Source organism: Dialister hominis (genome assembly GCF_007164725.1).
Taxonomy (GTDB): domain Bacteria; phylum Bacillota; class Negativicutes; order Veillonellales; family Dialisteraceae; genus Dialister; species Dialister hominis.
In genome coordinates, this window is the sequence record NZ_AP019697.1 from 1679515 (window position 1) to 1701733 (window position 22219).

Here is a 22219-nt window from a genome sequence, read left to right on the forward strand (position 1 = left end):
TCTTTCCTCCATTTTATCTTTTCCGGATCTCCCGGTCCGCTTTGCCGCAAAGGCTTCCCGCGGAAAGGAAGCTTACATAAGGCCTCTGATCAGGATGACCAGGATCAGAAGCGGCAGGATGAACTGGAAATATGGTTTGATCCAGAGCGGCATTTTCAGTCCGCTGCCTTTATTGACTTCGGCGATGTAGTTGTCAAAGCCCCATCCGAATTTCGTCACGCAGAAGAGCAGGTAGACGAGCGCGCCGCCCGGAAGGAGCAAGTTGCTGACGATGAAGTCTTCGCTGTCCAGGACGTCTCTGGCTCCGATGATGTGGACGTCGCTCCAGATGTTGTATCCCAGTACGCAGGGGATGGACAGAACGAATACAATGACAAGGTTCACGAGGACGGCTTTCTTTCTTGACCATCCGAAGTTGTCTCTCGCGCATGCAATGAGGTTTTCAAAGACCGCGGTGACGGTGGAGAAGCTGGCAAATGTCATGAAGACAAAGAAAAGTGTGCCCCAGAGCTGGCCGAAGGACATGTTCTGGAATATGCGCGGAAGTGTGATGAAAATGAGCGACGGGCCTTCATCCGGCTGTACGTTGTAGGCAAAGCATGCCGGGAAAATGATGAGTCCGGAAAGGACAGCGACGAAGGTATCGAGCGCTGTGATCCTCACGGCTTCGCCCGTCAGTGTGAAGTCGTCTGACATGTAGCTGCCGAAGATTTCAATGGCAGCGATGCCGAGGGACAATGTGAAGAATGCCTGGTTCATCGCAGCAGCTGCCACGTTCCCGATGCCTGCTTCGACTGCCCTGTCCCAGTCCGGGAGAAGGTAGAAAGCAAGGCCCGGTCCGCCGCCTTTGAGTGAAACGCTGTGCGCAGCAAGGACGACGATGAGGACCAGGAGGCAGAGCATCATGACCTTCGTGATGCGTTCGACGCCGTTATGCAGGCCAAGGCCGCAGACGCCGAATCCGCCGAAAACGGTAAGTGCCATGAAAATTCCCATTTCCGTGGGAGATGCCAGCATGGACGTGAAGACGCCGCTGACAGCTTCCGTCGGAACGCTCGCAAAAGCGCCGGTCAGGAATTTCCAGAAATACGCAAGCATCCATCCGGATACTGTCGTGTAGTACATCATGAGGAGCAGACAGCCAAGGATACAGAACCAGCCATGAATATGCCATTTCTGCCCGGGCTTTTCCAATTTCTTATAGCCCTGGACAGCGCTCCCGCGGGATGCGCGGCCGACGGCAAGCTCCATCGTCATAACGGGGATGCCCATCAGTAAAAGAAACATCAGGTAAAACAATACAAAAACAGCGCCTCCGTATTCCCCGGTCACATACGGGAATTTCCAGACATTCCCGATGCCGATGGCACAGCCTGCGCTGACAAGTAAAAATCCCAACCGGGATTTGAAACTATCTCGATTTTCCATCTCCTGCTCCTGCCTTCCTACCCATTTTTCCGGCCGCCCCTTCCGGCAGCCTTAAAAAGACTTTCTCCCTATCATATATCAATAGACGCTATTGGGCAAGTGTTTGGGAAAGAGAAGCAAGAAAAAAGGAGCCATGAAATGAGTGATGTGCATTTCATGGCTCCTTTTAATGACTATATTACATGCCGAACGGCTCTCTTCCGCATCCCGGGATCTGATAAATTCCATGGCTGGTACGGAACAGGAAGAAATCAAAAGTCCTCTTTCCCCATCCGGAAAGAAGTGAAATCCAATGAAAGGACATCATGACCGCCTCCATCTCGCTGTCGAACTACGTTCACAATAATGAACACTTTGTTCTATACATATAGTACCACTGGAAAAATAATAAAGCTATCATCACTTTTGGATGGATATATCTTATGGGATTTGTCGAACAAAGTGTACAGGAAGTGGTGAGATGGAAGTGCGGGATGCGGGAGAAAACTATACAACCTCGCTGCGCTCGTGGAACTGCACCCCTTTCTGCCGCATTCGCGGCATCCTTCCCCGACGGGCAGGTCAAAACCTTCCGCCATCATTCAATGCCGCTAATATCACTATCATTTAAATACGTTTACCGTAAATGACAATCGTAAGACATTCTTTCGATACTATCCACCAGCACCGAAACGAAGGACTTCGACCTGCCCCAGCGGGGAAGGCGCCCGGTTTATCTTTTCATAAATTTAAGACAAATCAGATTTGAATTTTTTTATTTCTCATCGCCGAGCTTCCCCCTACGGAGGGAAGTGCCCGAAGAGCGATAGGGGTGCAGTTTCTAAAATCGGGGTGCAGTATTCATTGGTTTCTATAAAAGGTTCTGCGAGCGAAGCGAGGTTTGCTTGTTTTCCAAGTTCGCGTTTGCCGCGGCTATACGGTTTTCCTGCAATAAAAAACTGAGGAAGTATGACGATTCAGGGTTATAGGACAAAACGTGTTGGTAAAAATTTATATTATGCTTGTATTAAGGGCAGAATACGGGGCATACTGAAATACGCCCGAGCTGCACTGTAATCCATCTCATCACAATTAGCAGCTGGAAGCGTAAAAGCGCCTATATTCTCAGCACTTCCAGGTTTGTGTTCAAATGCGCACTTTTCCGCATCAGCAGCAGATAAAGACACAATAAGGGCATCTATTTTTCATAACGATAATCTTTCCAGAAGATTATTCACACTGAAAAGATAAAATCCCATTTTAGCCTGTATTTATCAGGGGTTTGAGGCTTTTTACCAACACGTTTTGTCCACCCTTTAAGAATTACTGAAAGTCTTAAAATGCCGATGGAGCCCGATAAACGCGGGGCTCATCGACTATAAAAACAACACGAAATGTCCTATAAGCCACGATTCATCATTCCTCAGTTTTTTCTCTTTATCTCTTTATATACTTCTCTTTATATATACATTAATAATGCACGCCGGAGAAGTATTTGTGGACGAAGGCTACTTTCGGGAGGCGGATGGTTTTGCCGGAGAGGTAGGACAGGATGCCGCCTTCCTCAGTGAAGTCGAAGGAGAGCTGGTAGGCACAGAGGAGCTGGCCTCTTTCTTTATATTCCTTGTTCAGCGCTTTGAATCCGTATTTGTCGTCGCCTAAGATCGGGTGGCCGATGTGGGCGAGCTGTGTGCGGATCTGGTGGGTCCTTCCTGTGATGAGATGGCATTTCACGAGGGTAAGGTCGCCTGTGGCTGCCATTCTTTCGTATTCGGTGATGGCTGTCTTGGAGCCTTTTATGCGTTCTTCGGAGACGAAGACTTTGTTCTGCTTGGCGTCTTTGAAGAGCTGGTGCTCGAGGCGGCCTTTGCTGTTTTGTACTCTTCCTGTGACGACGGCGAGGTAGGTCTTCCCTATTTTCCTGTCACGGATGAGGCCTTCCAACACATCGGCAGCGGGCCTGTTCTTAGCGAAGAGGAGGATGCCTTCTGTGTGGAAGTCGATGCGGTGGACCGGGATGGCCGGCGCTTTGCCTTTTCCTTCGAGGTACTTATTGACTCTTGTAAGAAGGGTATCCTTTTCCTTTCCTTCAGGATCAAGGGACAGGAGCCCGGCGGGTTTCACGGCCGCCAGAAGGTTTTCGTCTTCATACAGAATGACGGGCTCTGTATTTTTCTTTTCTTCGAGTACATAGGAAACGACATCATCTCTCCTTGAGAGGCGGAAGGATGCGTCTTCTTTCTTTCCGTTGACTTTCAGCTTCTTGGTGCGGATGGCTTTCATGACAAGGGATCTTGGCCAGTGTTTCTTGTCCTGCATGAACTGGTCCAGGCGTTTTCCTTCGTCCTTGGGGCCGATCTTGAATGTTTCCATGCCTTTCCTTTCTTAGTGGACGGTCGGCAGATTGAAAGCGAGCTCGGGCTGCGGGTGGGCCGCATTCGTTTCGGCGAAATCTTTCAATGCGTTGACGACTTCATTTTCGTGTTCTCCTGCGAAGTCAAAAGCGCCGCAGAATGCCTGGGAGTAGGCAGTAATGACGGAACGGCGGAGCGTCTCGTCGATGGATAATGTCACTTTGCCGTCTGCGTTCACGCGGATCTGGACGGCTGCTTCTTTCATATCACTCATGCTTAACCTCTGTCTTTTATTTGTTTATTGGATGCGGGAGCCTTTTTCAAGGTCTTCCCTTCTGTATTCATCAGCGAGAACCTTTAGGAATGCGGAAATGTCTCTTTCATGGGAGGGGTCGATGTTTTCGGCGCGGCAAAGGGCAGCGGCAAGGATTCCTGCTGTTTCTTCACGGCTTGCGGTCGACCGTATGATGAGGTCTTTTCCCTCATGGCTTTCTATCTCGATGAAATGGCTTTTCGTATTTTCCATAGATTTCTCCTTATCTGTTCTATGCTACACGAAAAGGGGCGTCCTGTAAATCCTTCGATACCGGCAAATTTCCTGCCTTTAAAAATAACGAAAATTTGTTATAAGCTATATGCAATTACTGTATTTTTATTATACGTTACTCAGACTTATAATTAAATTAGAAAAAGGAATGATCCAGGTACACCGGTGAATCGCCTGGCATCCCTTATCCGGATTACATTTCAGCGGCTTATCCGCTTCGTTCATACTTTATATAATTTGGTTCCGCTTCACGATGGAACGGGCAGAAAGGAGACGGTTCAAATGACAGTCAATGATTATCTGGAATTCGTAGGTTCGGGCATGATGATGACAGCCCTGAAGGCGTTTGGAAAGAATACGGGCTGCAGCCTGCGTTATGAGTGGAAGAAGTCCAGGGAAGAGGCCGGCGGAATCGGCTCCAAGGGACCGGCCAAAGGCGAAGTCGATACCTTCTACTGGGAATACATGATCTACAGGCTCCATGTGGCAGGAAATGTGATCCGTGACTGCGAGGGCATGGCTCCTTCCTACAAGAAATCCATCCTGAAAGGACTGCATGACCTGATGGATGATATGCCGATGTACCTCAAGGCAATCGCCCTGAAAAAGGCGCTCGACGGCTGCTTCCTCACTCTGGGAAGGAGCTCCGTCATCCTGACAAGGGAGCACGTCCTCACTCGTCTGAATGAGCTCCGCGCTGTGGAGACGAAGTGCTCCGGCGATCCGGTCCGCGCATGCATCGAGAATGTCGCAAAAGCTTCCGGCATGGAAGTCACTGAAGGGCTCCTCGATTACTTCGATGATGAAACGCACGGGTTTGCGGCAGCTGCAGCAGCCAGGATGATGGAACTCACTCCTGACCGCGTATACATGGAAGCCAATGCAGAGAAGAAATTCGAAGGCGGCGGAAAAAGCGACATGTATGCTTGACAAGGTTCCTTCATAATTCAATATAAACGGGGGAAAAGCCATGGGCCGGTGCCTGTGGCTTTTCTCTTTTTGATTTTCTCACTCTTCCTTTGGCTCTTTACTATGCAAGTGAAGGCTTCCCCTGTCCAAAGTACATGCGGCATAGTACAATAAGGTAACTGACGGGAAGGAGGGATTCCCATGGACAGAAGGATGTACTACAGAAGTGCAGGGCTGTCGGCTGCGCGGCGCGCTTTCTACTCTTATACGGCACAGCCACGTGGAAGCTACGGGCTTCCGCTGATTTTCCTGAAGATGCTCAAAGCGCAGAAGGTCATCACGTTCGAAGAAGACAAGGAACGGTGGCGTTCGTTTCTCTGCGATTACATTGTCTTCCGCCTTTACATTGCCAAGTATGTCCTGAAATCGTATGCCAGGGATTACAGCCCTCTCACCGAGCTTTACGCAGGTTTCAAAAATGCAGAAAAGGACTGGCCCGGGTTTATCCGGTCCTCTTCCGATCCGGGCTGGGAAGCGGCGGGGATTTCCTTCCTGCCCAAAGATCTTTCTTCGTATACGGAAAAGGAAATGGACAATCACCATGAATTCTTCGACAGGATTGCCAAAGAGGCCGAGGCGAAGACACAGGACGGCGGCCATGCACTGAAGGGCCTTGTCTCTGAAAGTCTCACGGCAATTTCCAAGAAGAATCACCTCCCCCTCCTGACGCCTGTCTTCTGGTTCTTCGAGAAGGAAACGGCGGCGTATGCGCAGTACCTTTCTTCCTACTACCGGGGACTGATTCCGGATTCGTATTATGAAACGGTCAAGGCGCATCCCTACCGCCTTCCGAAGAAGGAATCGGATCCTTACACGCAGGGCTTCCGCCTCGCAGGCTTCATCCTGCTTTTCATCGCGGTCATCACCGCCTTCCTTCTGGCGGCGCCGGGAATGCATACATAAAAAGAGCTGTGACGAAATGGGCCATCATTTCATTACAGCTCTTTTATAATTCAATTATTCATTTCCAGTGACTGTCTTGATTTCGCCTACGAAGACGATGTGCGGTTCCCATTCGCCTTTTTCATTCAGCGGGAAGGCCTGCGGTCTTCCTTTGTAGTATTCCTGGATGTCCGGATCCAGGTCTTCCTTTGTGAACATGTGCTGGTAGATCTTTCTGCAGACGAAGGAAACTTTTGCTTCCTTGAAGCCAAGTCCGCCTTCGGGAAGTTCTACGGGCGTAAGGCCGGCTGCCTTTGCCTTGTCTTCGTTTCTGCCGGTATGGGAGCCCATGTAGCCCAAAGCTTTCTGGTATTCCTTTTCAAAGAAGCTGACGGTGAAGGTATCTCTTTCCTTCAGCATTTCGCAGGTATAGCGGGACGGATGGAGGTAGACGGTGATCGTCTTGCCGCTCTTCCCCGGTCTTTCCCAGAGAATGCCGAAGCTTCCCCAGCTGACGGTGCATGCGTTGTGCTTTTCCATAGTTCCGGTGGAAACCAATGCCCAGTGCTTGCTGAACAGTTCAAATACAGGATCGTTTTCAAGTGATGTTTTATCCATATCTTTCACTCCTCTCCATACTTCTATTGTAAAACGAATGGCAAGGGAAAAGGGGCTGTGACGAAATGATTAACCATTTTGTCACAGCCCCTTTCGTGCCGGTATATTCGAGAAGAAGACACTGACACAAGTACATTTATGGTGTTTGAAAACCTTGGCGATGCTTCGCCTTCTTACTTCTTTGCTCTGCGTTTCTTTCCGCCGCGTCTGGCAGCGTCTTCGCGGATTCTTTTGAGGGATTCTTTCGGAGCGCATCCGCAGGTGCGGAACTGGGCGACGGCATCGCTCATGGCTGTGTAATTCAGCCTGGTACCTTCTCTGTCGGCGAGGTAGTCGGCAGTGTTGTCTGCATCGATGCCATACTGAGCAGCTGTTTCGACGGCGTCCATGTTCGCGCCGAGGAAGACGAATTCCCATCCTTTTTCCTTTTCGGCTTCAATCATGGATTTCACTTTCTTCGTGGTGTACTCCCGGCTGGCGTTTTCCATGCCGTCGGTGATGATGACGAACATGACTTTTCCTGCGCGGTATTCTTCTGCTGTTGTTTCCTGCACGTGTTCGATCTTGGAAATGGTCCTCCCCACTGCATCGAGGAGGGCTGTCGATCCCCGGACGTGGTAATCTTTTTCTGTGAGGGGTGATACGGCCTGGATATTGATCCTGTCATGAAGCAGTTCATAGTCATGGTCGAAGAGAACGGTCGTCAGGTTGCATTTCCCTTCCACTTTCTTCTGCTTCTCGAGGAGAGAATTGAAGCCTCCGATCGTATCGCTTTCAAGACCTCCCATCGATCCGCTTCTGTCCAGGATGAATACGAGTTCAGTTAAGTTCTTGTCCATTTTAGGTTCCTCCTTCAATCACTTGGAATTTCGTGTATCTTTCCCTTTCTCTTTCTATTTAAAGGATACATCGAAACGGAGGAGCCGTGGTCGCCCTGAAAGCGACATCTAAGGATCAGCCGCCCAGAAGGGGCTGGTCGTAATGGAAGAGAACTTCATTGATTTCATCGATGTCATACTGCCCTTTGATGATGAAGTACTGTACGATGACATCAAATTTCCTGCTCGGCGAGAAGGCATAGCCCGCCTTTGCAAGGAGGTCTTCGGCCTCGTCAAGGTCAAGCTCAAGAGCAATGGCAAGCGCAAGGATGGCCGGTTTCTTGGGTATATAGCCCTTCCCCGTTCGTATTTTGGAGAAATGGCGGCGGTCAATGTTTGCTTTCTTGTACACTTCTGTATCTGTCATGCCCTTATCGTCAATCAGGCGGAGAAGCGCTTCATTGAATGGCTCATCCAGATGATGCACCCAATGATCGAGCCCGGCTGGCATTTTTAAAGCTTTCGGAACAGCTCTTTCCGGCATGGCGTCGTAGAGAACCGGCACACTTTCGTACGCGCCTTCTGCCATGTACTCTTCCACATCGCGGACAAGGTACTCTTCAGGGACGAACGCTGATTTGTCCGGGAAAGCGAGATAGACGTCCATTTCGTGATCTTCCAGAAAATGGCGGATCGCCCAGACGGCAAGAGAAAGTGCTTCGTCCTTGGGATACCCGTAAATGCCGGCGGAAATCAGAGGAAATGCAACGCTCTTCAACCGATGCTCTGCGGCAAGGGCAAGTGCGCTTTGGTATGTTTTCGTCAGAAGAAGCGCGGATTCGGCCAGTTCTCTTTCCTGATACACAGGTCCTGCCGCATGGATGACGTGCCCAGCAGGAAGGGCAAAACCGTCTGTCATCACTGCTTCGCCTGTCCTGATGGGAGAAAGCTTCTGGCAGGCTTCCGTCATCTTTTCCTCGCCTGCTGCATGGAAAATGGCGCCGCAAACGCCGGAGCCCATATGAAGCTCTGTATTCGCCGCATTGACGATCGCATCCACCTTCATCTTCGTGATATCTTCTTTGACAAATAAAAGCGGCATACCGCCATCCCCTTCCTGTCCTTTTTGTTTCATTATAGCATGATGGGATGGAAACTATATATGGAAAAGGGACTGCCGAAATGTGCGGTCATTTCTGCAGTCCCTTTGGTGGGGGTATGTGATTTTTGGAAAAAGCATTTAACGAATTTATTTGGTTCTTCACGCTTTTTTGTGGGATAAAAATAATAACATATAAAATTGGCATTGAAAAAGAGCATTATCTACTCCAAAATGTAAGTTGCCTAAAACTACGCACGGAGGTCGAATAATGCTCTTTTATTACCATAATGAAATCACTTTTAATTGTCAATATTATCGTACAGAAAATATCACTAACCATCCAAATCCTCATTGCCATACCCGAGTTACCAGTCTACGGACTGCCAGAGATTTTTCCTGTCCGCACTGTCACTCCCGTATGTATAGTTATGGGGCTTTTTCTGTACTCATCAAGGATTTTCCAGATTTTCCTAAGCAAAAGAAGTATATAGAGTTCTCGGGGCACAGATTCCGCTGCACATCCTGCGGGGAGACCATAACGGAAGATATCCCCTGCCAATGCCCTTTCACACGCGTTACTTGGGATATGGCCTTGTAAATTATCCATCTGCTTAAGTGTCATACATCCATTTCTGCCATTTCGGCCATGCTCTCTGTACATTGGAGTACCATACAGAAAATACAAAAGCATATCATGGATAAGGCGTTGGCTGCCTTTGAAACCTGCCTGAAGAAAAGTAACTATCGCCCACGGTATTTGGCCGTAGATGAGTTCGCTATCCATAAGGGCCATCGCTATGCCACCTGCGTTATGGATTTGGAAACGGGATTCATCTTGTGGGCCGGCCTGGGCCGCTCCATGGCAGATTTTGAGCACTTCTTTAAGAGCATTGACCTTTCGCTTCTTTCCAGGCTAAAAGCGGTGGCCATGGATATGAACGCATCCTTTAACAGGCTGTTCCAGAAATATTGTCCGAAGGTCCCCATCGTTTATGACCGGTACCATATGCAGGCACAGTTTGGGCGTGATGTTATGGGAGCCGTGCGCCTGGAGGAAGCACAAAAGCATAGGCAGGAAGCAGAAGCATTAAAGAAATATACGAAAGAAACTAATAATCCAGAGCTCCAGAAGATGGCCAGGGAAAAGAGCCATGAAGAAAGGAAGCTTTATACCGAATTAAAGAAATTCCGATGGATACTGTTAAAGAAGGACGACCACCTGAATGAAAGGCAGAAAACTCATCTGTTGGATATCCTGAGCGAGCATAGGGATTTGGCGATTTGTTATGCCATGAAGCAGGAGATGACTCGTCTGTTCACATTGACTGACTATGAAGAAGCTCTTGCCGGATGGGCAAAATGGATTCAGGCTGGACTGGAGAGCGGGATTCCTGCATTGGTGAAATTTGCCCGGCAAAAACAAAAGCGAATCCAAGGCTTAGCTGCCCATGCACTGCATCCGATTAATACAGGGAAGCTGGAAGGGTTCAATAATAAGATCAAGGTACTAAAAAGAATCGGGTATGGGTACCGAAACATGGATTATTTCTTTACCCTTATCCGATTCCATTCTTTGTCTAAAAATTATTCATCCCCCAAATTTCCGTGAAGAGCCTTTATTTTACGGAATAGGAATATGATATTTTTTATTCATATTGATATCAGGGACAATCTGTATGTCGAAAGTTCTTGAAATAATCCCATCGCGATATAAGGTTTGACAAATGTTCTTTCCCATATAATCAGGATGTGGCCAATTGTCCCGATTGTCGCCTTTCGGCACATGCAATTCCAATTCACTAACATTCCTCTGATCTGCTAACTGGATTTGATTAAGGATATCTATATTCACTGCATAGCAATTACGAGGAGATACTCCTACTAAATTACTTTCCATAAATGCACTTCGACCATTAACTGTTTCCACCAGAACCATAACAGCAATCACTGGTGCTGCTAAAAAGCATTTGGGATATTCCTGTATCAGGTAAGCAAGACTCACACCAAAGATAAAAACCAAAACAAAATACCTATTCCCACATCAGCTCTGCCGATATACAAAGGGTTTGCCTTAGAACAGACTAAAACAAGATAAATCAAAACAAAAAACATGCATGTAAAACAGATACGGATAATTTTAAGAACACAAGCTGCAAATGCAGAGTGATTCTGACGTGCTGAATAAATAGTAAATAAAATAGTAACTAGAGAAAAAATCAAAAATATAAAATTAATCTGACGCAGGGATTCACCTAAAATTTTCAGTGTATCAAGCACAGGCGAGATAAATCCTGCTGTTGCTATACTTCTGGCCCGTCCACCGCTAGCTTCAAAAAAGAGTGATATAAACCAGACAATAAGGATAGAGCAATATAACGGATTCTCCTTAAAAATTCGTTTCCACTCCTTAGGGAAAAATAGTCTTTTCCCTTCTTTTCCCAAAAGTAGCACTCCAGTAAAGACAGCCAAAATCACACTTTGAAGAATATTCGAAAATATACCTAAGTATAAGATAAAAATCAAAATACTGTTTTTAACCATATTTTCCGTCCACACATTATCCTTCTTTAATTCATGTCGAAAAAAATAAAGAACTAAAGAAATATTAAGCACGGCAGGAATCAGATAATGAAAATAACAGGTTAAATCGAATGATCTAAACAGATAGTTTGACAAATCGCTTTTCTGCTTAAAGATGAAAAAATGAGATAAAAACAACACAATGCAGATGAGAGCATCCCCATATCGACTCTGATTACCCAAAGTACCTATAAATCGACTAAAGAGATAAATATACATAGTTATAAAACTGCTTACAAGCAGAGCTGATACAATAGTCACCGAAACCACATAATTTTTGACAATAGGTGTGACCACATATCCTGATAAATACCCCACAAGCGGCATTAATGTCTCCGGTAAAATTTTGATAGGATTAAACCCATGCCACATAGGAATAAAATGCCTCATATGTGAAAGATTTGCCCAATCATCGCCATCATAAATTATCAATGGATGTGCGCCTGTAAAAAAAATAAACATGCTGATAAAAATAGCCAGGAAAACACAAATATCCCAACCGTAATGCTTAAATTTGGTCAACATAAACATATTCCCCTTATCTTTCTTCTCTTACAATAAAAATCTGCCGCTTCTTCGTTTCCAAATAAATCTTAGCTATATAAAGCCCCATAATCCCCAGAGCCAGCAGGATCAAACCGCCCAGCAGCGTAATAATGCAGACCAGCGAAGGCCACCCAGCCGCCGGATCCCCATAAAGCAGCGCACGGATAACAATAAAAACCAGTGCAATGAACGACACCCCACACATGAGAATCCCCATGACGGAAGACAAATAAAGCGGAACCGTCGTATAAGCCAGAATACCTTCGATGGAATACTTGAAAAGCTTCCAGAAAGACCACTTCGTCTCTCCAGCGCTCCGCTCCACATTCTCATAGGCCAGCCACTTTGTGTGAAACCCTACCCAGCTGAAAATGCCTTTTGAAAAGCGATTATACTCACTATCTTGAATCACCGCATCCACCATCTGACGGCTCATCATTCGATAATCCCTAGCTCCGTCCACAATCTCTGTATCCGACAGCTCATTGATAATCTTATAAAAAAGGCGCGCAAAAAAAGAGCGGATTTGCGGCTCCCCTTTCCTCGTTGTTCTTCGCGTGGCCACACAATCATAATCCGTATCCGAATTATGAAGTATCTGCCACATTTCAGGCAACAAAGATGGAGGATCCTGCAAATCCACATCCATAGTTACTACATAATTGCCCTTCGCCATCTGAAGTCCGGCATAAAGGGCTGCTTCTTTACCAAAATTACGAGAGAAAGAAATGTAACGGACTACCCCCCCCCCGATTTTTTATTCAGGTCACGCAAAATAGCGAGGGTATTGTCCTTACTCCCGTCATCCACGAAACAATATTCAACTTCTGCATCAATCTGCCCCTTGATTTTCTCTACCGTATCATAAAAAATCGGTATTGTAGCTTCCTCATTAAAGCAAGGTACTACTATAGATAAAAGTTCCAACGCTCTGATCCCCTTAACAACGACCTTGTCATGTTACAAAACATTATAAAACACCTTTGCCATAATAAAAGAAATTGACCAGGGCACTACAAGCAGCATAATTCCCTACACCATCATTTTAAAGGGGCAACATCAGAGCCCACCCTCATTACGTGGCTCCGTTATAATTTGGAAAATAATCCAAAGGCAACACAGTCAACATGAAGTCCGACCGTCTGCAATTCTCCGGCCCACATCAATCCTCAAATCTTTTCCTCAAAACTCCTCTTCCCGTCTCATCGTCTGGAGTCTGAATACCTAGTCATCTGCGGTCTCAAAACTCAAATCTCAAATCTCAATTCTATATATCATATATCCAACGTCTTCAAATACGCCCCGAATTCCTCTCCCAGATCTTCTCTCCGCAATGCAAACTCCACCACCGCTTTCAGATACCCCAGCTTATTGCCTGTATCATATCGCTTGCCGGTAAAATTATAGGCATACACATTCCCGCATCGGGCCATGACACGGAGGGCATCGGTAAGCTGGATTTCTCCACCCTTGCCAGGCTTTGTCTGCTCCAAGATATCAAAGACTTCCGGCGTAATCACATACCTGCCCAAAGCGGCAAACCGGCCGGGTGCTTCCTTGATAGATGGTTTTTCTATCATATCTACTACCTTCAGCAGGTCTAGATTCTCCGTCTTTTCTCCCTGAATAATGCCATAGGCAGATACTTTCTCCTCCGGTACCACCTGACAGCCTACTACTGTACTTCCCGTTTCATAGTAACGGTCCATGAGCTGCTTCAGTGCCGGCTCTCCATTTCCTGTGTATACAATATCATCACCCAGGATAACGCCGAAGAGCTCTCCATCTACAAATTCTCTGGCACAGAGGATGGCATCACCAAGACCTCTCATATAAGGCTGGCGCACGTAGTGCACCTTGATGTCGGAAATCTTCCGGATTTCTTCCAGCTCCTTCAGCTTCCCCGATTCCATCAAGTGCTGCTCCAGCTCCGGAGAAGAATCGAAATGGTCTTCGATAGCCCGCTTTGCATGACCGGAAATAATAAGAATTTCCACGATTCCGCTGGCGCGGATTTCTTCCACAATATACTGGATAGCCGGTTTATCAACAATAGGCAGCATCTCCTTGGGCATAGCCTTCGTTTCCGGAAGGAAACGGGTGCCGAAGCCTGCGGCGGGAATGACTGCCTTACGAATTTTCTGCATACAAATCCGCCCTTCTTATTAGCTTGCATCCCGAATTTCATTTGATTTATTTATTTTATAAAATTGAATTTTTGACAAATTTAAGAAATATATACGTTTTATAGACATTATGGTATAATAGTAATTACATTTGGTATTACCGAAAGGAGTTCAAACATGAATCATCCTCAGCCTTATAATACTCAAGTACTTTCTACGAACCCCCTTAGCCCCAATATCTTATTAATTCTTAAAACGCTAAATAATGTATTTGGATCCATTCTTCCCTCCAGCAAAAAGGATAATCCAACATTTATCAATTCTTCTCGATTCTTTGCAAATGATCTTATCCGCGAAGAATTGGCTAAATCAATTATCAGTAGCACTAGCAATAATGCCATTAAGCTCGTTCCATTTTCCAGATCATCATGGGCTTTGGTTCTTATGCTTGATTCTCTGCATCATATTGCATACTGCATCATTAATAAAACTGCATTAGAACGTCAGCAAAACAATAGAGACAGAGAAAAACCAGGATATATTCAAGCCTTATTAAAACTATTAAATCAAGGACTCACTCCTTCGGAGCCCAGCTTATTTCCCCAAACTAATGAAGAATTATTCTCAAAAGAAACCTGTCAGGCGGAATTTGACAAAATGTTCAGCAATGATGAAAATGCAGAAATTCTTAAGAAGTCAAGGTTGATAATTGTCGAATATACCGCTCCGCATGGACTTTTAATGCAAATATCTGCCCTTTTGTTGAATCAATCGTTTGAGATAGCCAAAAAACTCAATCTTAATAAATATATCTATCATGAACCCTACTACCAGGAAAACAACGATGTTTCAAATATATCTGCCTCATATGAAAAACCTGCTGATATTACACTAAAAGGAAAGCTGCCTTTCGAATCATCAGCAGGCATAAAGCATGATATTCAAGCCCCTGGTTTGTTGTCATTAAAGCAGAAAGATGAAGATGTTGATCAAAAATGAAAGCACAAATTTTTTCTGGAGTACGCCTAAAAAAAGCAAGACTTTTTAATGAAATGACTCTTAGCGATCTTGCCAAAGAAATTAGCGCTATCCCTCATTCAATAACAAAACAGTCATTATCCCTATATGAAAATGGCTCCGTCGCCCCAAAATACGAAACTATCTTGGCATTTGTGAAGGTATTGCAATTCCCCTATGATTATTTTTTCGAAAATGATTCATTTACCAGCAGCTCAGAATCTACCTATTTTCGTTCCCTGCAATCAACCAGCAAACGTATTCGTCTTGCCTACAGAGAACAGGCGGATTTTACACTAGATATCTTCTCTGTTCTTAACAAATATGTAAATTTCCCTCCATTGAGACTTACTCAATTACCTTTTGACGTACCAGACTTATCCGATGAAGAAATATCTGAATCCGAAATTACCAATCAGGAGATAGAAAAAGTAGCTGACCAGCTCCGATTATACTGGAAAATCCCAAATGGCCCCATAAAAAGTATGCAATATCTGGTTGAAAATAACGGTATACTCGTCTCACAAATCTCAGATACTGAAAAAGGTGTTGATGCATTCAGTCAACAGAAAACAATTGACGGTTCCATTCGTCCTCTCATTACTTTAGCCGTTGGGAAAAAGCCGGCATGCCGCATTCGCTTTGATATTGGGCACGAGTTGGGGCATATCATTTTACATCCCTGGAGCGAAAATTTGGAAGAATTATCTCCTGCCAACTTCAGAGAAAGAGAAAATCAGGCACAACGTTTTGCTGGTGCATTACTTTTACCTAGAAATGAATTTGTAAAAGATGTCATGGTTGCGCCATTAGATTTAGATTACTATATAATATTAAAGCAAAAGTGGAATGTTTCGATTCAAGCAATGCTTTACCGGGCGCGTCAGTTGAATATCATTGACCCCGAATTTTATCAAAAACTAATGATTAAATTATCTCGAAAAGGGTGGCGAAAAGAAGAGCCTTTGGACCATGCACCTTATATACTGCCAAACACGATTATGTCTCGTGCTATCCAACTTATGCTAAGCAATAGTTACTCTGCTGAAGATATTCTTTCCGCAATGAAAGTAAATGGCTTAAGTTTATATCCCGAAATGATTGAGCGCCTCTGCTCGCTTCCTCATCGTACTTTAACTCCTAAAACCTCATTTCCACCTTTATCGATAAAATAAAAAAATCCGGCCTCTTTAATTGAAGCCAGATTCTTTTATTTACGTCTTACTTTACTCCTGTGAAGGTTTGGTGTTATTGGTTTCCACATCAGTAAAATCCATAAATGGTAAATTATAAGGCCGCAAGCCTGCATTCACTGTAAGAAACGAAAGCATTGGCCTGATGTAACTATAGAGAACAGCAGGAAAATTAACTTTCAGATAACCTTGTTTAATATCTTCTGGTACACCTTTCCCGATCTCGAACATTGCCTGCATTGTTATGTCCGCAAAGAATGGACATGAATCCGATTTTTCTCCCACAATAGCCTGTAGTGAAGCAACATACTGAAAATTAGAAAGCTCGGTAATCTCTACCTTAGGTTGTATCCTAATTGTAACAGGATGGGGCTTATCAGCTGCCTGAGATATCTGCTGTAAAAAACCTTCATTAGTAACAAATTCACACCTTTTCAGCATTGGATTGCTAAATTTGATGGGACTGCGCTTCATGTCTTTTCCTCCTATGCCGCAATATTAAGGATATTGTCTTCTTTAATACTGCTTTCATTATTCATTCCCCTGTCACAAGCTCCTGAAATCAGATACTCACCTGAAATATGAAATAGCACCGTCTGTGACTCATTTGAATTAGCAGATGCAGTATGGTACTCTCTTTCCATAATTTCATAATCTGAGGAATACACAATCTGAAAATTCTTCAATGTATCAGTAAATTTTCCAACTTCATCTGTATTATTCTGTTTGCAGAGTTCTTTGATTCTCTTAAATAACAAATCGCGGTCTTTAGGGTTTAAGGAGTTTTCATTCATTTGCAAATACTCCTCCATGTGAACAGGATTTCGTAAAAATAACAGTAAAGCATTATGAACGTAATCCTGTAAAGATCCATTTTCATAACGTACAATAGTTTTGTCCCCCCAATTCAACAGTTTTGAAAAAGCTCGTTGACTCAAACAATATTGTTCACGTATTGCTTTGATTTCATTCGGAAAAAGGAGTTTATGCTTTCTTCGATAAATATCATATACCTTCTTTAAGGTCTGGCTGTCAAGCGTCCGAGAATATAACTCGTTTCCACAATGCATACAAACCATTACTTGGGCTTTTACAGGAATCTCATCACCATAAACCGGGTAAACTTCATCCTTATTTACGATTTTCACATCTTCTTCATTATGGCAATAGTCACAGTACTCACGCATTATAATTCCTCCTTATTTACCTCTCCAGGGTTCGTCTAAATGAAATGACATACATTTCACAAACGGTTCAGAACCGTCCTCAACAAGTTTGAGCTTTATATAAAATCTTCTATTATCAATATCTTTCTTAAATTGCCAAATATCGCCAGACCCATATTCATCCATATCATAATCATCTTCCGGACCCCTGAAATAGTTTTCAGATGATAATTCTGTTATGGTGTCCTCTACATCCTCAATCATCAATCCATATCTGGTTAATTCGCGAAGATTAACTCTGGGAAGCAATTGCAGCTGTCCATCATAAACCAGCTTTCGACATCTTGCAAGAAAAGAGTTTATCTCTTCCTTTGACGCTTGGTTGAACATAGACAGCCACCTTTCATTCATAATTACAACTCTGTATACTTCATTATATCGGATGAAGAAAAAAAGTCAAGGAAGATGAGGTCATATGACCTCATCTTCCTTGACTTAAGCAAATATCAAAAAGACACCACCCACCAAATGTAGATGTTACTCTCCTTGGAGTTCACTGACTCTCCAATCGCTTATCGCCTGTCTCCCACGCACGTATTGGTAGACTCTGAAACGGCGTAATATTTAAGCCACTAAACACCACCGAGAGCCACGCGATACGCTGACGGGATCCAATAACTCTTTTCAGCACGATATGCGCTGGAGCTACAACCTGTTGCCAATGTACAATAAGCAGAAAATACCGCTATTATTACAGGTAAATAAGAAGAAAGAAAACCACCTGAAGCGACCGGATCCCTCCTGTGTATTCAGTGGCTTCCCATCGCGTATTCACCGCCCCTATTACGTATCTCATAGCCCTCACGAGTATCCTAGATTCCCGATTTACATAACAAGGATTCAAGAGAGCATTGCCTCAAATTAACGATAAAATCTGATAAAATCCCATATTACGCCTTGAGTTTTTAATGGTTATGTGATATAATTTATTTAGACTACATAACGAGGTAAAACCCATGGCTATAGTTCGACAGCACGATAAACGCAGTGGTATTACATATGTCTACGAATCAACTTCTTACTGGGATAAGGAGAAGCAGCAGAGCCGCTCTCATCGGAAGCTTATTGGCCGTCTTGACCCGGAAACCGGCAAGGTAGTCCCCACTAAAGGTTGGGGAAAGAGGCGGGGCCAGTCAAAGGACAAAGCCCCTGCGCCCAGAAAAAGAGGCCCGGTGCCGTCAATCCACACCAAGCGGCTTTTCTATGGCGCAACTTATCTCTTTGACCAGATTGGAGAGGCTACCGGTGTTGCTGCCGATTTAAAGACCTGCTTCCCCGATTCTTACCGCCAGATTCAGTCCATTGCCTATTATCTTATCCTTGAGAACAGGAACCCTTTATTCCGGTTTGCCGGATGGGCAAAGCTCCATAAGCATCCATACGGTGAGAATATCCCATCTCCGCGGAGCTCCGAGATTTTCCAGTCCATCTCTGAGGAAGCAAAGATGCGTTTCTTCCGTCTGCAGGGCAGGCGGCGTGCAGAGAAGGAGTGCTGGGCTTATGACACGACATCTATTTCCAGCTGCTCCCAGCTTCTGAAGCAGGTGAAATACGGGAAGAACAAGGACAATGACCGGCTTCCGCAGATTAACCTGGCCCTTCTATTCGGCGAGGAATCGGGACTGCCATTCTATTACCGCAAGCTCTCCGGCAATATACCGGATGTGAAGACCGTAAATGAACTGGTACGGGAACTGGATGTTTTTGGCTATGGGAAGATTAAGCTGGTCATGGATCGCGGCTTCTACAGCAGGGATAACATTAACGCCCTGTATCGGCAGCACTATAAATTCATCATAGGCGTGAGGACGATGCTGGGGTATGTTAAAGATTTCATCGCAGAAATCGGGACCGGCAAGGATTCCTACGAGGCATACGATGAGAATCACGACCTCTACGCTTTCTCCAAGACCATCACCTGGGATTACGAGCAGAAACGGCCTTACAAAGGGGATGTGCTTAAGGATGAACGGCGTATGTATCTTCATCTCTACTATAACCCGGAAAAGCGGCTGGAAGATGAAAAGGCGTTAAACCGCAAACTCAGCAAACTCCGGCATGAATTGGAATCAGGGCAGAGAAAGGCGGACTATGAGAGCGAATACGAACGGTATTTCATCATCAAGGAAACACCCAAGCTCGGCTTACAGATTACGGTCAACCAGGAAGCGATTGACAAAGCAAGGGAACGCTATGGTTTCTTCGCTCTTGTGAGCAATGAGGTCAAAGACCCAATTCTGGCCTTGAACATATACCGTACGAGAGATGTGGTAGAAAAGGCCTATCTTGACATCAAAGACCGTCTCAACATGCGCAGGACATTAGTTTCTTCAGAAAGTGCCCTGGAAGGTAAGATTTTTGTCGAATTTGTGGCACTTATTTACCTTTCCTACATCAAGCAGAGGATGTTTAAGGCAGGGCTGTTCGCCAAGTATACCATGGATGAACTACTTGATGAGCTTGACTCTATCGAATGCTTCATAGAGCCGGGAAAAGAACCAATACAGGGAGAAGTCCTGGCTAAGCAGGAACAGCTGTATAGAGATTTAGGGGTTATACCGCTGTTGGCTGCTCCTGAAAATAGATGAGGTTAACTGTGGTCAAATGACTCGTTACGTATTTTGGGAATCCAGGATATAAAGCCCCATAATCCCCAGAGCCAGCAGGATCAAACCGCCCAGCAGCGTAATAATGCAGACCAGCGAAGGCCACCCAGCCGCCGGATCCCCATAAAGCAGCGCACGGATAACAATAAAAACCAGTGCAATGAACGACACCCCACACATGAGAATCCCCATGACGGAAGACAAATAAAGCGGAACCGTCGTATAAGCCAGAATACCTTCGATGGAATACTTGAAAAGCTTCCAGAAAGACCACTTCGTCTCTCCAGCGCTCCGCTCCACATTCTCATAGGCCAGCCACTTTGTGTGAAACCCTACCCAGCTGAAAATGCCTTTTGAAAAGCGATTATACTCACTATCTTGAATCACCGCATCCACCATCTGACGGCTCATCATTCGATAATCCCTAGCTCCGTCCACAATCTCTGTATCCGACAGCTCATTGATAATCTTATAAAAAAGGCGCGCAAAAAAAGAGCGGATTTGCGGCTCCCCTTTCCTCGTTGTTCTTCGCGTGGCCACACAATCATAATCCGTATCCGAATTATGAAGTATCTGCCACATTTCAGGCAACAAAGATGGAGGATCCTGCAAATCCACATCCATAGTTACTACATAATTGCCCTTCGCCATCTGAAGTCCGGCATAAAGGGCTGCTTCTTTACCAAAATTACGAGAGAAAGAAATGTAACGGACTACCCCCCCCGATTTTTTATTCAGGTCACGCAAAATAGCGAGGGTATTGTCCTTACTCCCGTCATCCACGAAACAATATTCAACTTCTGCATCAATCTGCCCCTTGATTTTCTCTACCGTATCATAAAAAATCGGTATTGTAGCTTCCTCATTAAAGCAAGGTACTACTATAGATAAAAGTTCCAACGCTCTGATCCCCTTAACAACGACCTTGTCATGTTACAAAACATTATAAAACACCTTTGCCATAATAAAAGAAATTGACCAGGGCACTACAAGCAGCATAATTCCCTACACCATCATTTTAAAGGGGCAACATCAGAGCCCACCCTCATTACGTGGCTCCGTTATAATTTGGAAAATAATCCAAAGGCAACACAGTCAACATGAAGTCCGACCGTCTGCAATTCTCCGGCCCACATCAATCCTCAAATCTTTTCCTCAAAACTCCTCTTCCCGTCTCATCGTCTGGAGTCTGAATACCTAGTCATCTGCGGTCTCAAAACTCAAATCTCAAATCTCAATTCTATATATCATATATCCAACGTCTTCAAATACGCCCCGAATTCCTCTCCCAGATCTTCTCTCCGCAATGCAAACTCCACCACCGCTTTCAGATACCCCAGCTTATTGCCTGTATCATATCGCTTGCCGGTAAAATTATAGGCATACACATTCCCGCATCGGGCCATGACACGGAGGGCATCGGTAAGCTGGATTTCTCCGCCCTTGCCGGGTTTCGTCTGCTCCAGGATATCAAAGACTTCAGGAGTAATCACATACCTTCCCAAAGCAGCAAAACGGCTGGGTGCTTCTTTAATCGACGGCTTTTCAATCATATCCACCACCTTCAGCAGATCCGGATTTTCCGTTCTTTCTCCCTGAATAATGCCATAGGCAGATACTTTCTCCTCCGGTACCACCTGACAGCCTACTACTGTACTTCCCGTTTCATAGTAACGGTCCATGAGCTGCTTCAGTGCCGGCTCTCCATTTCCTGTGTATACAATATCATCACCCAGGATAACGCCGAAGGGCTCTCCATCTACAAATTCTCTGGCACAGAGGATGGCATCACCAAGGCCTCTCATATAAGGCTGGCGCACGTAGTGCACCTTGATGTCGGAAATCTTCCGGATTTCTTCCAGCTCCTTCAGCTTCCCCGATTCCATCAAGTGCTGCTCCAGCTCCGGAGAAGAATCGAAATGGTCTTCGATAGCCCGCTTGGCATGACCGGAAATGATGAGTATTTCCTGGATTCCACTATGCAGGATTTCTTCCACTATGTACTGAATAGTAGGCTTATCCACAATTGGAAGCATCTCCTTAGGCATGGCCTTTGTTTCCGGAAGGAACCTGGTACCAAAACCGGCAGCTGGAATGACCGCTTTACGAATTTTTTGCATCTTATCATCCTCTTACCCTATAATTAAAACACTAAAACAGATATTTTTACTAATCAATTCAAATTAAGATGGAGATTAGCTACCAGAAACCTACGGCCAAAAGGTATC

At 45.1% G+C, this 22219-nt stretch carries 25 protein-coding genes; 7 read left to right on the top strand and 18 right to left on the bottom strand.

Features of this window, described 5'->3' with window-relative positions:
- Nucleotides 1–72: 72 nt before the first annotated feature.
- From Dia5BBH33_RS07770 to Dia5BBH33_RS07785, 5 genes are all read right to left on the bottom strand, one after another.
- A complete protein-coding gene (locus tag Dia5BBH33_RS07770; protein WP_022383253.1) occupies nucleotides 73–1428 on the bottom strand; it encodes a sodium-dependent transporter in 1356 nt (451 codons plus the stop codon).
- Between the two features lie 178 nt (nucleotides 1429–1606).
- Nucleotides 1607–1735: a hypothetical protein gene (locus tag Dia5BBH33_RS11385; RefSeq protein ID WP_269459749.1), complete on the bottom strand. Its 129-nt coding sequence runs from the start codon at nucleotides 1733–1735 to the stop codon at nucleotides 1607–1609.
- Nucleotides 1736–2877: 1142 nt separating this feature from the next.
- Nucleotides 2878–3780 (bottom strand): RluA family pseudouridine synthase, encoded by a 903-nt coding sequence (locus Dia5BBH33_RS07775; protein ID WP_143332682.1) that lies wholly within the window; start codon nucleotides 3778–3780, stop codon nucleotides 2878–2880.
- Nucleotides 3781–3792: 12 nt separating this feature from the next.
- The gene (locus Dia5BBH33_RS07780; protein ID WP_143332683.1) at nucleotides 3793–4035 is read right to left on the bottom strand and encodes a hypothetical protein; all 243 of its coding nucleotides are present in this window, start codon (nucleotides 4033–4035) and stop codon (nucleotides 3793–3795) included.
- Nucleotides 4036–4059: 24 nt separating this feature from the next.
- The gene (locus Dia5BBH33_RS07785) at nucleotides 4060–4287 is read right to left on the bottom strand and encodes a hypothetical protein (RefSeq protein WP_022381714.1); all 228 of its coding nucleotides are present in this window, start codon (nucleotides 4285–4287) and stop codon (nucleotides 4060–4062) included.
- A 303-nt stretch (nucleotides 4288–4590) separates the two neighbouring features.
- Here Dia5BBH33_RS07785 and Dia5BBH33_RS07790 point away from each other — a divergent pair, with 303 nt between their 5' ends.
- Both Dia5BBH33_RS07790 and Dia5BBH33_RS07795 read left to right on the top strand, forming a co-directional pair.
- Nucleotides 4591–5238 (top strand): hypothetical protein, encoded by a 648-nt coding sequence (locus tag Dia5BBH33_RS07790; protein WP_143332684.1) that lies wholly within the window; start codon nucleotides 4591–4593, stop codon nucleotides 5236–5238.
- Between the two features lie 180 nt (nucleotides 5239–5418).
- A complete protein-coding gene (locus tag Dia5BBH33_RS07795; protein ID WP_143332685.1) occupies nucleotides 5419–6180 on the top strand; it encodes a hypothetical protein in 762 nt (253 codons plus the stop codon).
- A gap of 54 nt (nucleotides 6181–6234) precedes the next feature.
- Here the strand turns inward: Dia5BBH33_RS07795 and Dia5BBH33_RS07800 are convergent, their stop codons facing one another.
- The 3 genes from Dia5BBH33_RS07800 to Dia5BBH33_RS07810 all read right to left on the bottom strand — a co-directional run bounded on the left by Dia5BBH33_RS07800 (nucleotide 6235) and on the right by Dia5BBH33_RS07810 (nucleotide 8697).
- Nucleotides 6235–6777 (bottom strand): flavin reductase family protein, encoded by a 543-nt coding sequence (locus Dia5BBH33_RS07800; protein ID WP_143332686.1) that lies wholly within the window; start codon nucleotides 6775–6777, stop codon nucleotides 6235–6237.
- A gap of 173 nt (nucleotides 6778–6950) precedes the next feature.
- Entirely contained in the window at nucleotides 6951–7616 is a 666-nt protein-coding gene (locus Dia5BBH33_RS07805) for a vWA domain-containing protein (protein WP_143332687.1), read from the bottom strand.
- Nucleotides 7617–7731: 115 nt separating this feature from the next.
- Nucleotides 7732–8697, bottom strand: coding sequence for a macro domain-containing protein (locus tag Dia5BBH33_RS07810; protein ID WP_143332688.1), 966 nt, complete (start codon nucleotides 8695–8697; stop codon nucleotides 7732–7734).
- 418 nt (nucleotides 8698–9115) lie between these two features.
- On the opposite strand from Dia5BBH33_RS07810, the gene Dia5BBH33_RS07815 reads away from it, so the two are divergent.
- Together Dia5BBH33_RS07815 and Dia5BBH33_RS07820 are read left to right on the top strand one after the other, a co-directional pair.
- Nucleotides 9116–9295, top strand: a complete 180-nt coding sequence (locus Dia5BBH33_RS07815; RefSeq protein WP_143332689.1) for a hypothetical protein — start codon at nucleotides 9116–9118, stop codon at nucleotides 9293–9295.
- Between the two features lie 48 nt (nucleotides 9296–9343).
- Nucleotides 9344–10306: an ISL3 family transposase gene (locus Dia5BBH33_RS07820; RefSeq protein ID WP_143332690.1), complete on the top strand. Its 963-nt coding sequence runs from the start codon at nucleotides 9344–9346 to the stop codon at nucleotides 10304–10306.
- Between the two features lie 12 nt (nucleotides 10307–10318).
- Here the strand turns inward: Dia5BBH33_RS07820 and Dia5BBH33_RS07825 are convergent, their stop codons facing one another.
- From Dia5BBH33_RS07825 to galU (Dia5BBH33_RS07840), 5 genes are all read right to left on the bottom strand, one after another.
- Nucleotides 10319–10717: a hypothetical protein gene (locus Dia5BBH33_RS07825; RefSeq protein WP_143332691.1), complete on the bottom strand. Its 399-nt coding sequence runs from the start codon at nucleotides 10715–10717 to the stop codon at nucleotides 10319–10321.
- Nucleotides 10696–11802 (bottom strand): hypothetical protein, encoded by a 1107-nt coding sequence (locus Dia5BBH33_RS07830; RefSeq protein ID WP_143332692.1) that lies wholly within the window; start codon nucleotides 11800–11802, stop codon nucleotides 10696–10698. The genes Dia5BBH33_RS07825 and Dia5BBH33_RS07830 overlap by 22 nt, the downstream gene beginning before the upstream one ends.
- A gap of 13 nt (nucleotides 11803–11815) precedes the next feature.
- The gene (locus Dia5BBH33_RS07835) at nucleotides 11816–12577 is read right to left on the bottom strand and encodes a glycosyltransferase family 2 protein (RefSeq protein WP_332835639.1); all 762 of its coding nucleotides are present in this window, start codon (nucleotides 12575–12577) and stop codon (nucleotides 11816–11818) included.
- Nucleotides 12562–12750 carry a glycosyltransferase gene (locus Dia5BBH33_RS11390; RefSeq protein WP_269776989.1) on the bottom strand — a complete coding sequence of 63 codons (189 nt, stop codon included), beginning with the start codon at nucleotides 12748–12750 and terminating at the stop codon, nucleotides 12562–12564. The genes Dia5BBH33_RS07835 and Dia5BBH33_RS11390 overlap by 16 nt, the downstream gene beginning before the upstream one ends.
- Before the next feature lie 347 nt (nucleotides 12751–13097).
- Nucleotides 13098–13970, bottom strand: coding sequence for a UTP--glucose-1-phosphate uridylyltransferase GalU (galU, locus tag Dia5BBH33_RS07840; RefSeq protein WP_143332693.1), 873 nt, complete (start codon nucleotides 13968–13970; stop codon nucleotides 13098–13100).
- 156 nt (nucleotides 13971–14126) lie between these two features.
- On the opposite strand from galU (Dia5BBH33_RS07840), the gene Dia5BBH33_RS07845 reads away from it, so the two are divergent.
- Both Dia5BBH33_RS07845 and Dia5BBH33_RS07850 read left to right on the top strand, forming a co-directional pair.
- Entirely contained in the window at nucleotides 14127–14948 is an 822-nt protein-coding gene (locus Dia5BBH33_RS07845; protein ID WP_143332694.1) for a DUF5986 family protein, read from the top strand.
- Nucleotides 14945–16141, top strand: coding sequence for a helix-turn-helix domain-containing protein (locus tag Dia5BBH33_RS07850; protein WP_143332695.1), 1197 nt, complete (start codon nucleotides 14945–14947; stop codon nucleotides 16139–16141). The genes Dia5BBH33_RS07845 and Dia5BBH33_RS07850 overlap by 4 nt, the downstream gene beginning before the upstream one ends.
- 51 nt (nucleotides 16142–16192) lie before the next feature.
- On the opposite strand, the gene Dia5BBH33_RS07855 is transcribed toward Dia5BBH33_RS07850, so the two are convergent.
- Genes Dia5BBH33_RS07855 through Dia5BBH33_RS07865 form a run of 3 tightly spaced genes read right to left on the bottom strand, consistent with a single transcriptional unit; the run spans nucleotide 16193 to nucleotide 17715 of the window.
- Entirely contained in the window at nucleotides 16193–16633 is a 441-nt protein-coding gene (locus Dia5BBH33_RS07855) for a protein-export chaperone SecB (RefSeq protein ID WP_143332696.1), read from the bottom strand.
- An 11-nt stretch (nucleotides 16634–16644) separates the two neighbouring features.
- On the bottom strand, nucleotides 16645–17346 hold the full coding sequence (locus tag Dia5BBH33_RS07860; RefSeq protein WP_143332697.1) for a type II TA system antitoxin MqsA family protein: 702 nt from the start codon (nucleotides 17344–17346) through the stop codon (nucleotides 16645–16647).
- Between the two features lie 12 nt (nucleotides 17347–17358).
- The gene (locus tag Dia5BBH33_RS07865) at nucleotides 17359–17715 is read right to left on the bottom strand and encodes a type II toxin-antitoxin system MqsR family toxin (protein WP_143332698.1); all 357 of its coding nucleotides are present in this window, start codon (nucleotides 17713–17715) and stop codon (nucleotides 17359–17361) included.
- 626 nt (nucleotides 17716–18341) lie between these two features.
- On the opposite strand from Dia5BBH33_RS07865, the gene Dia5BBH33_RS07870 reads away from it, so the two are divergent.
- Entirely contained in the window at nucleotides 18342–19973 is a 1632-nt protein-coding gene (locus Dia5BBH33_RS07870; RefSeq protein ID WP_143332699.1) for an IS1634 family transposase, read from the top strand.
- Nucleotides 19974–19997: 24 nt separating this feature from the next.
- Here the strand turns inward: Dia5BBH33_RS07870 and Dia5BBH33_RS07875 are convergent, their stop codons facing one another.
- Nucleotides 19998–20891, bottom strand: a complete 894-nt coding sequence (locus Dia5BBH33_RS07875) for a glycosyltransferase family 2 protein (RefSeq protein ID WP_143332700.1) — start codon at nucleotides 20889–20891, stop codon at nucleotides 19998–20000.
- A 347-nt stretch (nucleotides 20892–21238) separates the two neighbouring features.
- The gene (gene galU, locus Dia5BBH33_RS07880; RefSeq protein ID WP_143332701.1) at nucleotides 21239–22111 is read right to left on the bottom strand and encodes a UTP--glucose-1-phosphate uridylyltransferase GalU; all 873 of its coding nucleotides are present in this window, start codon (nucleotides 22109–22111) and stop codon (nucleotides 21239–21241) included.
- Nucleotides 22112–22219 lie beyond the last annotated feature (108 nt).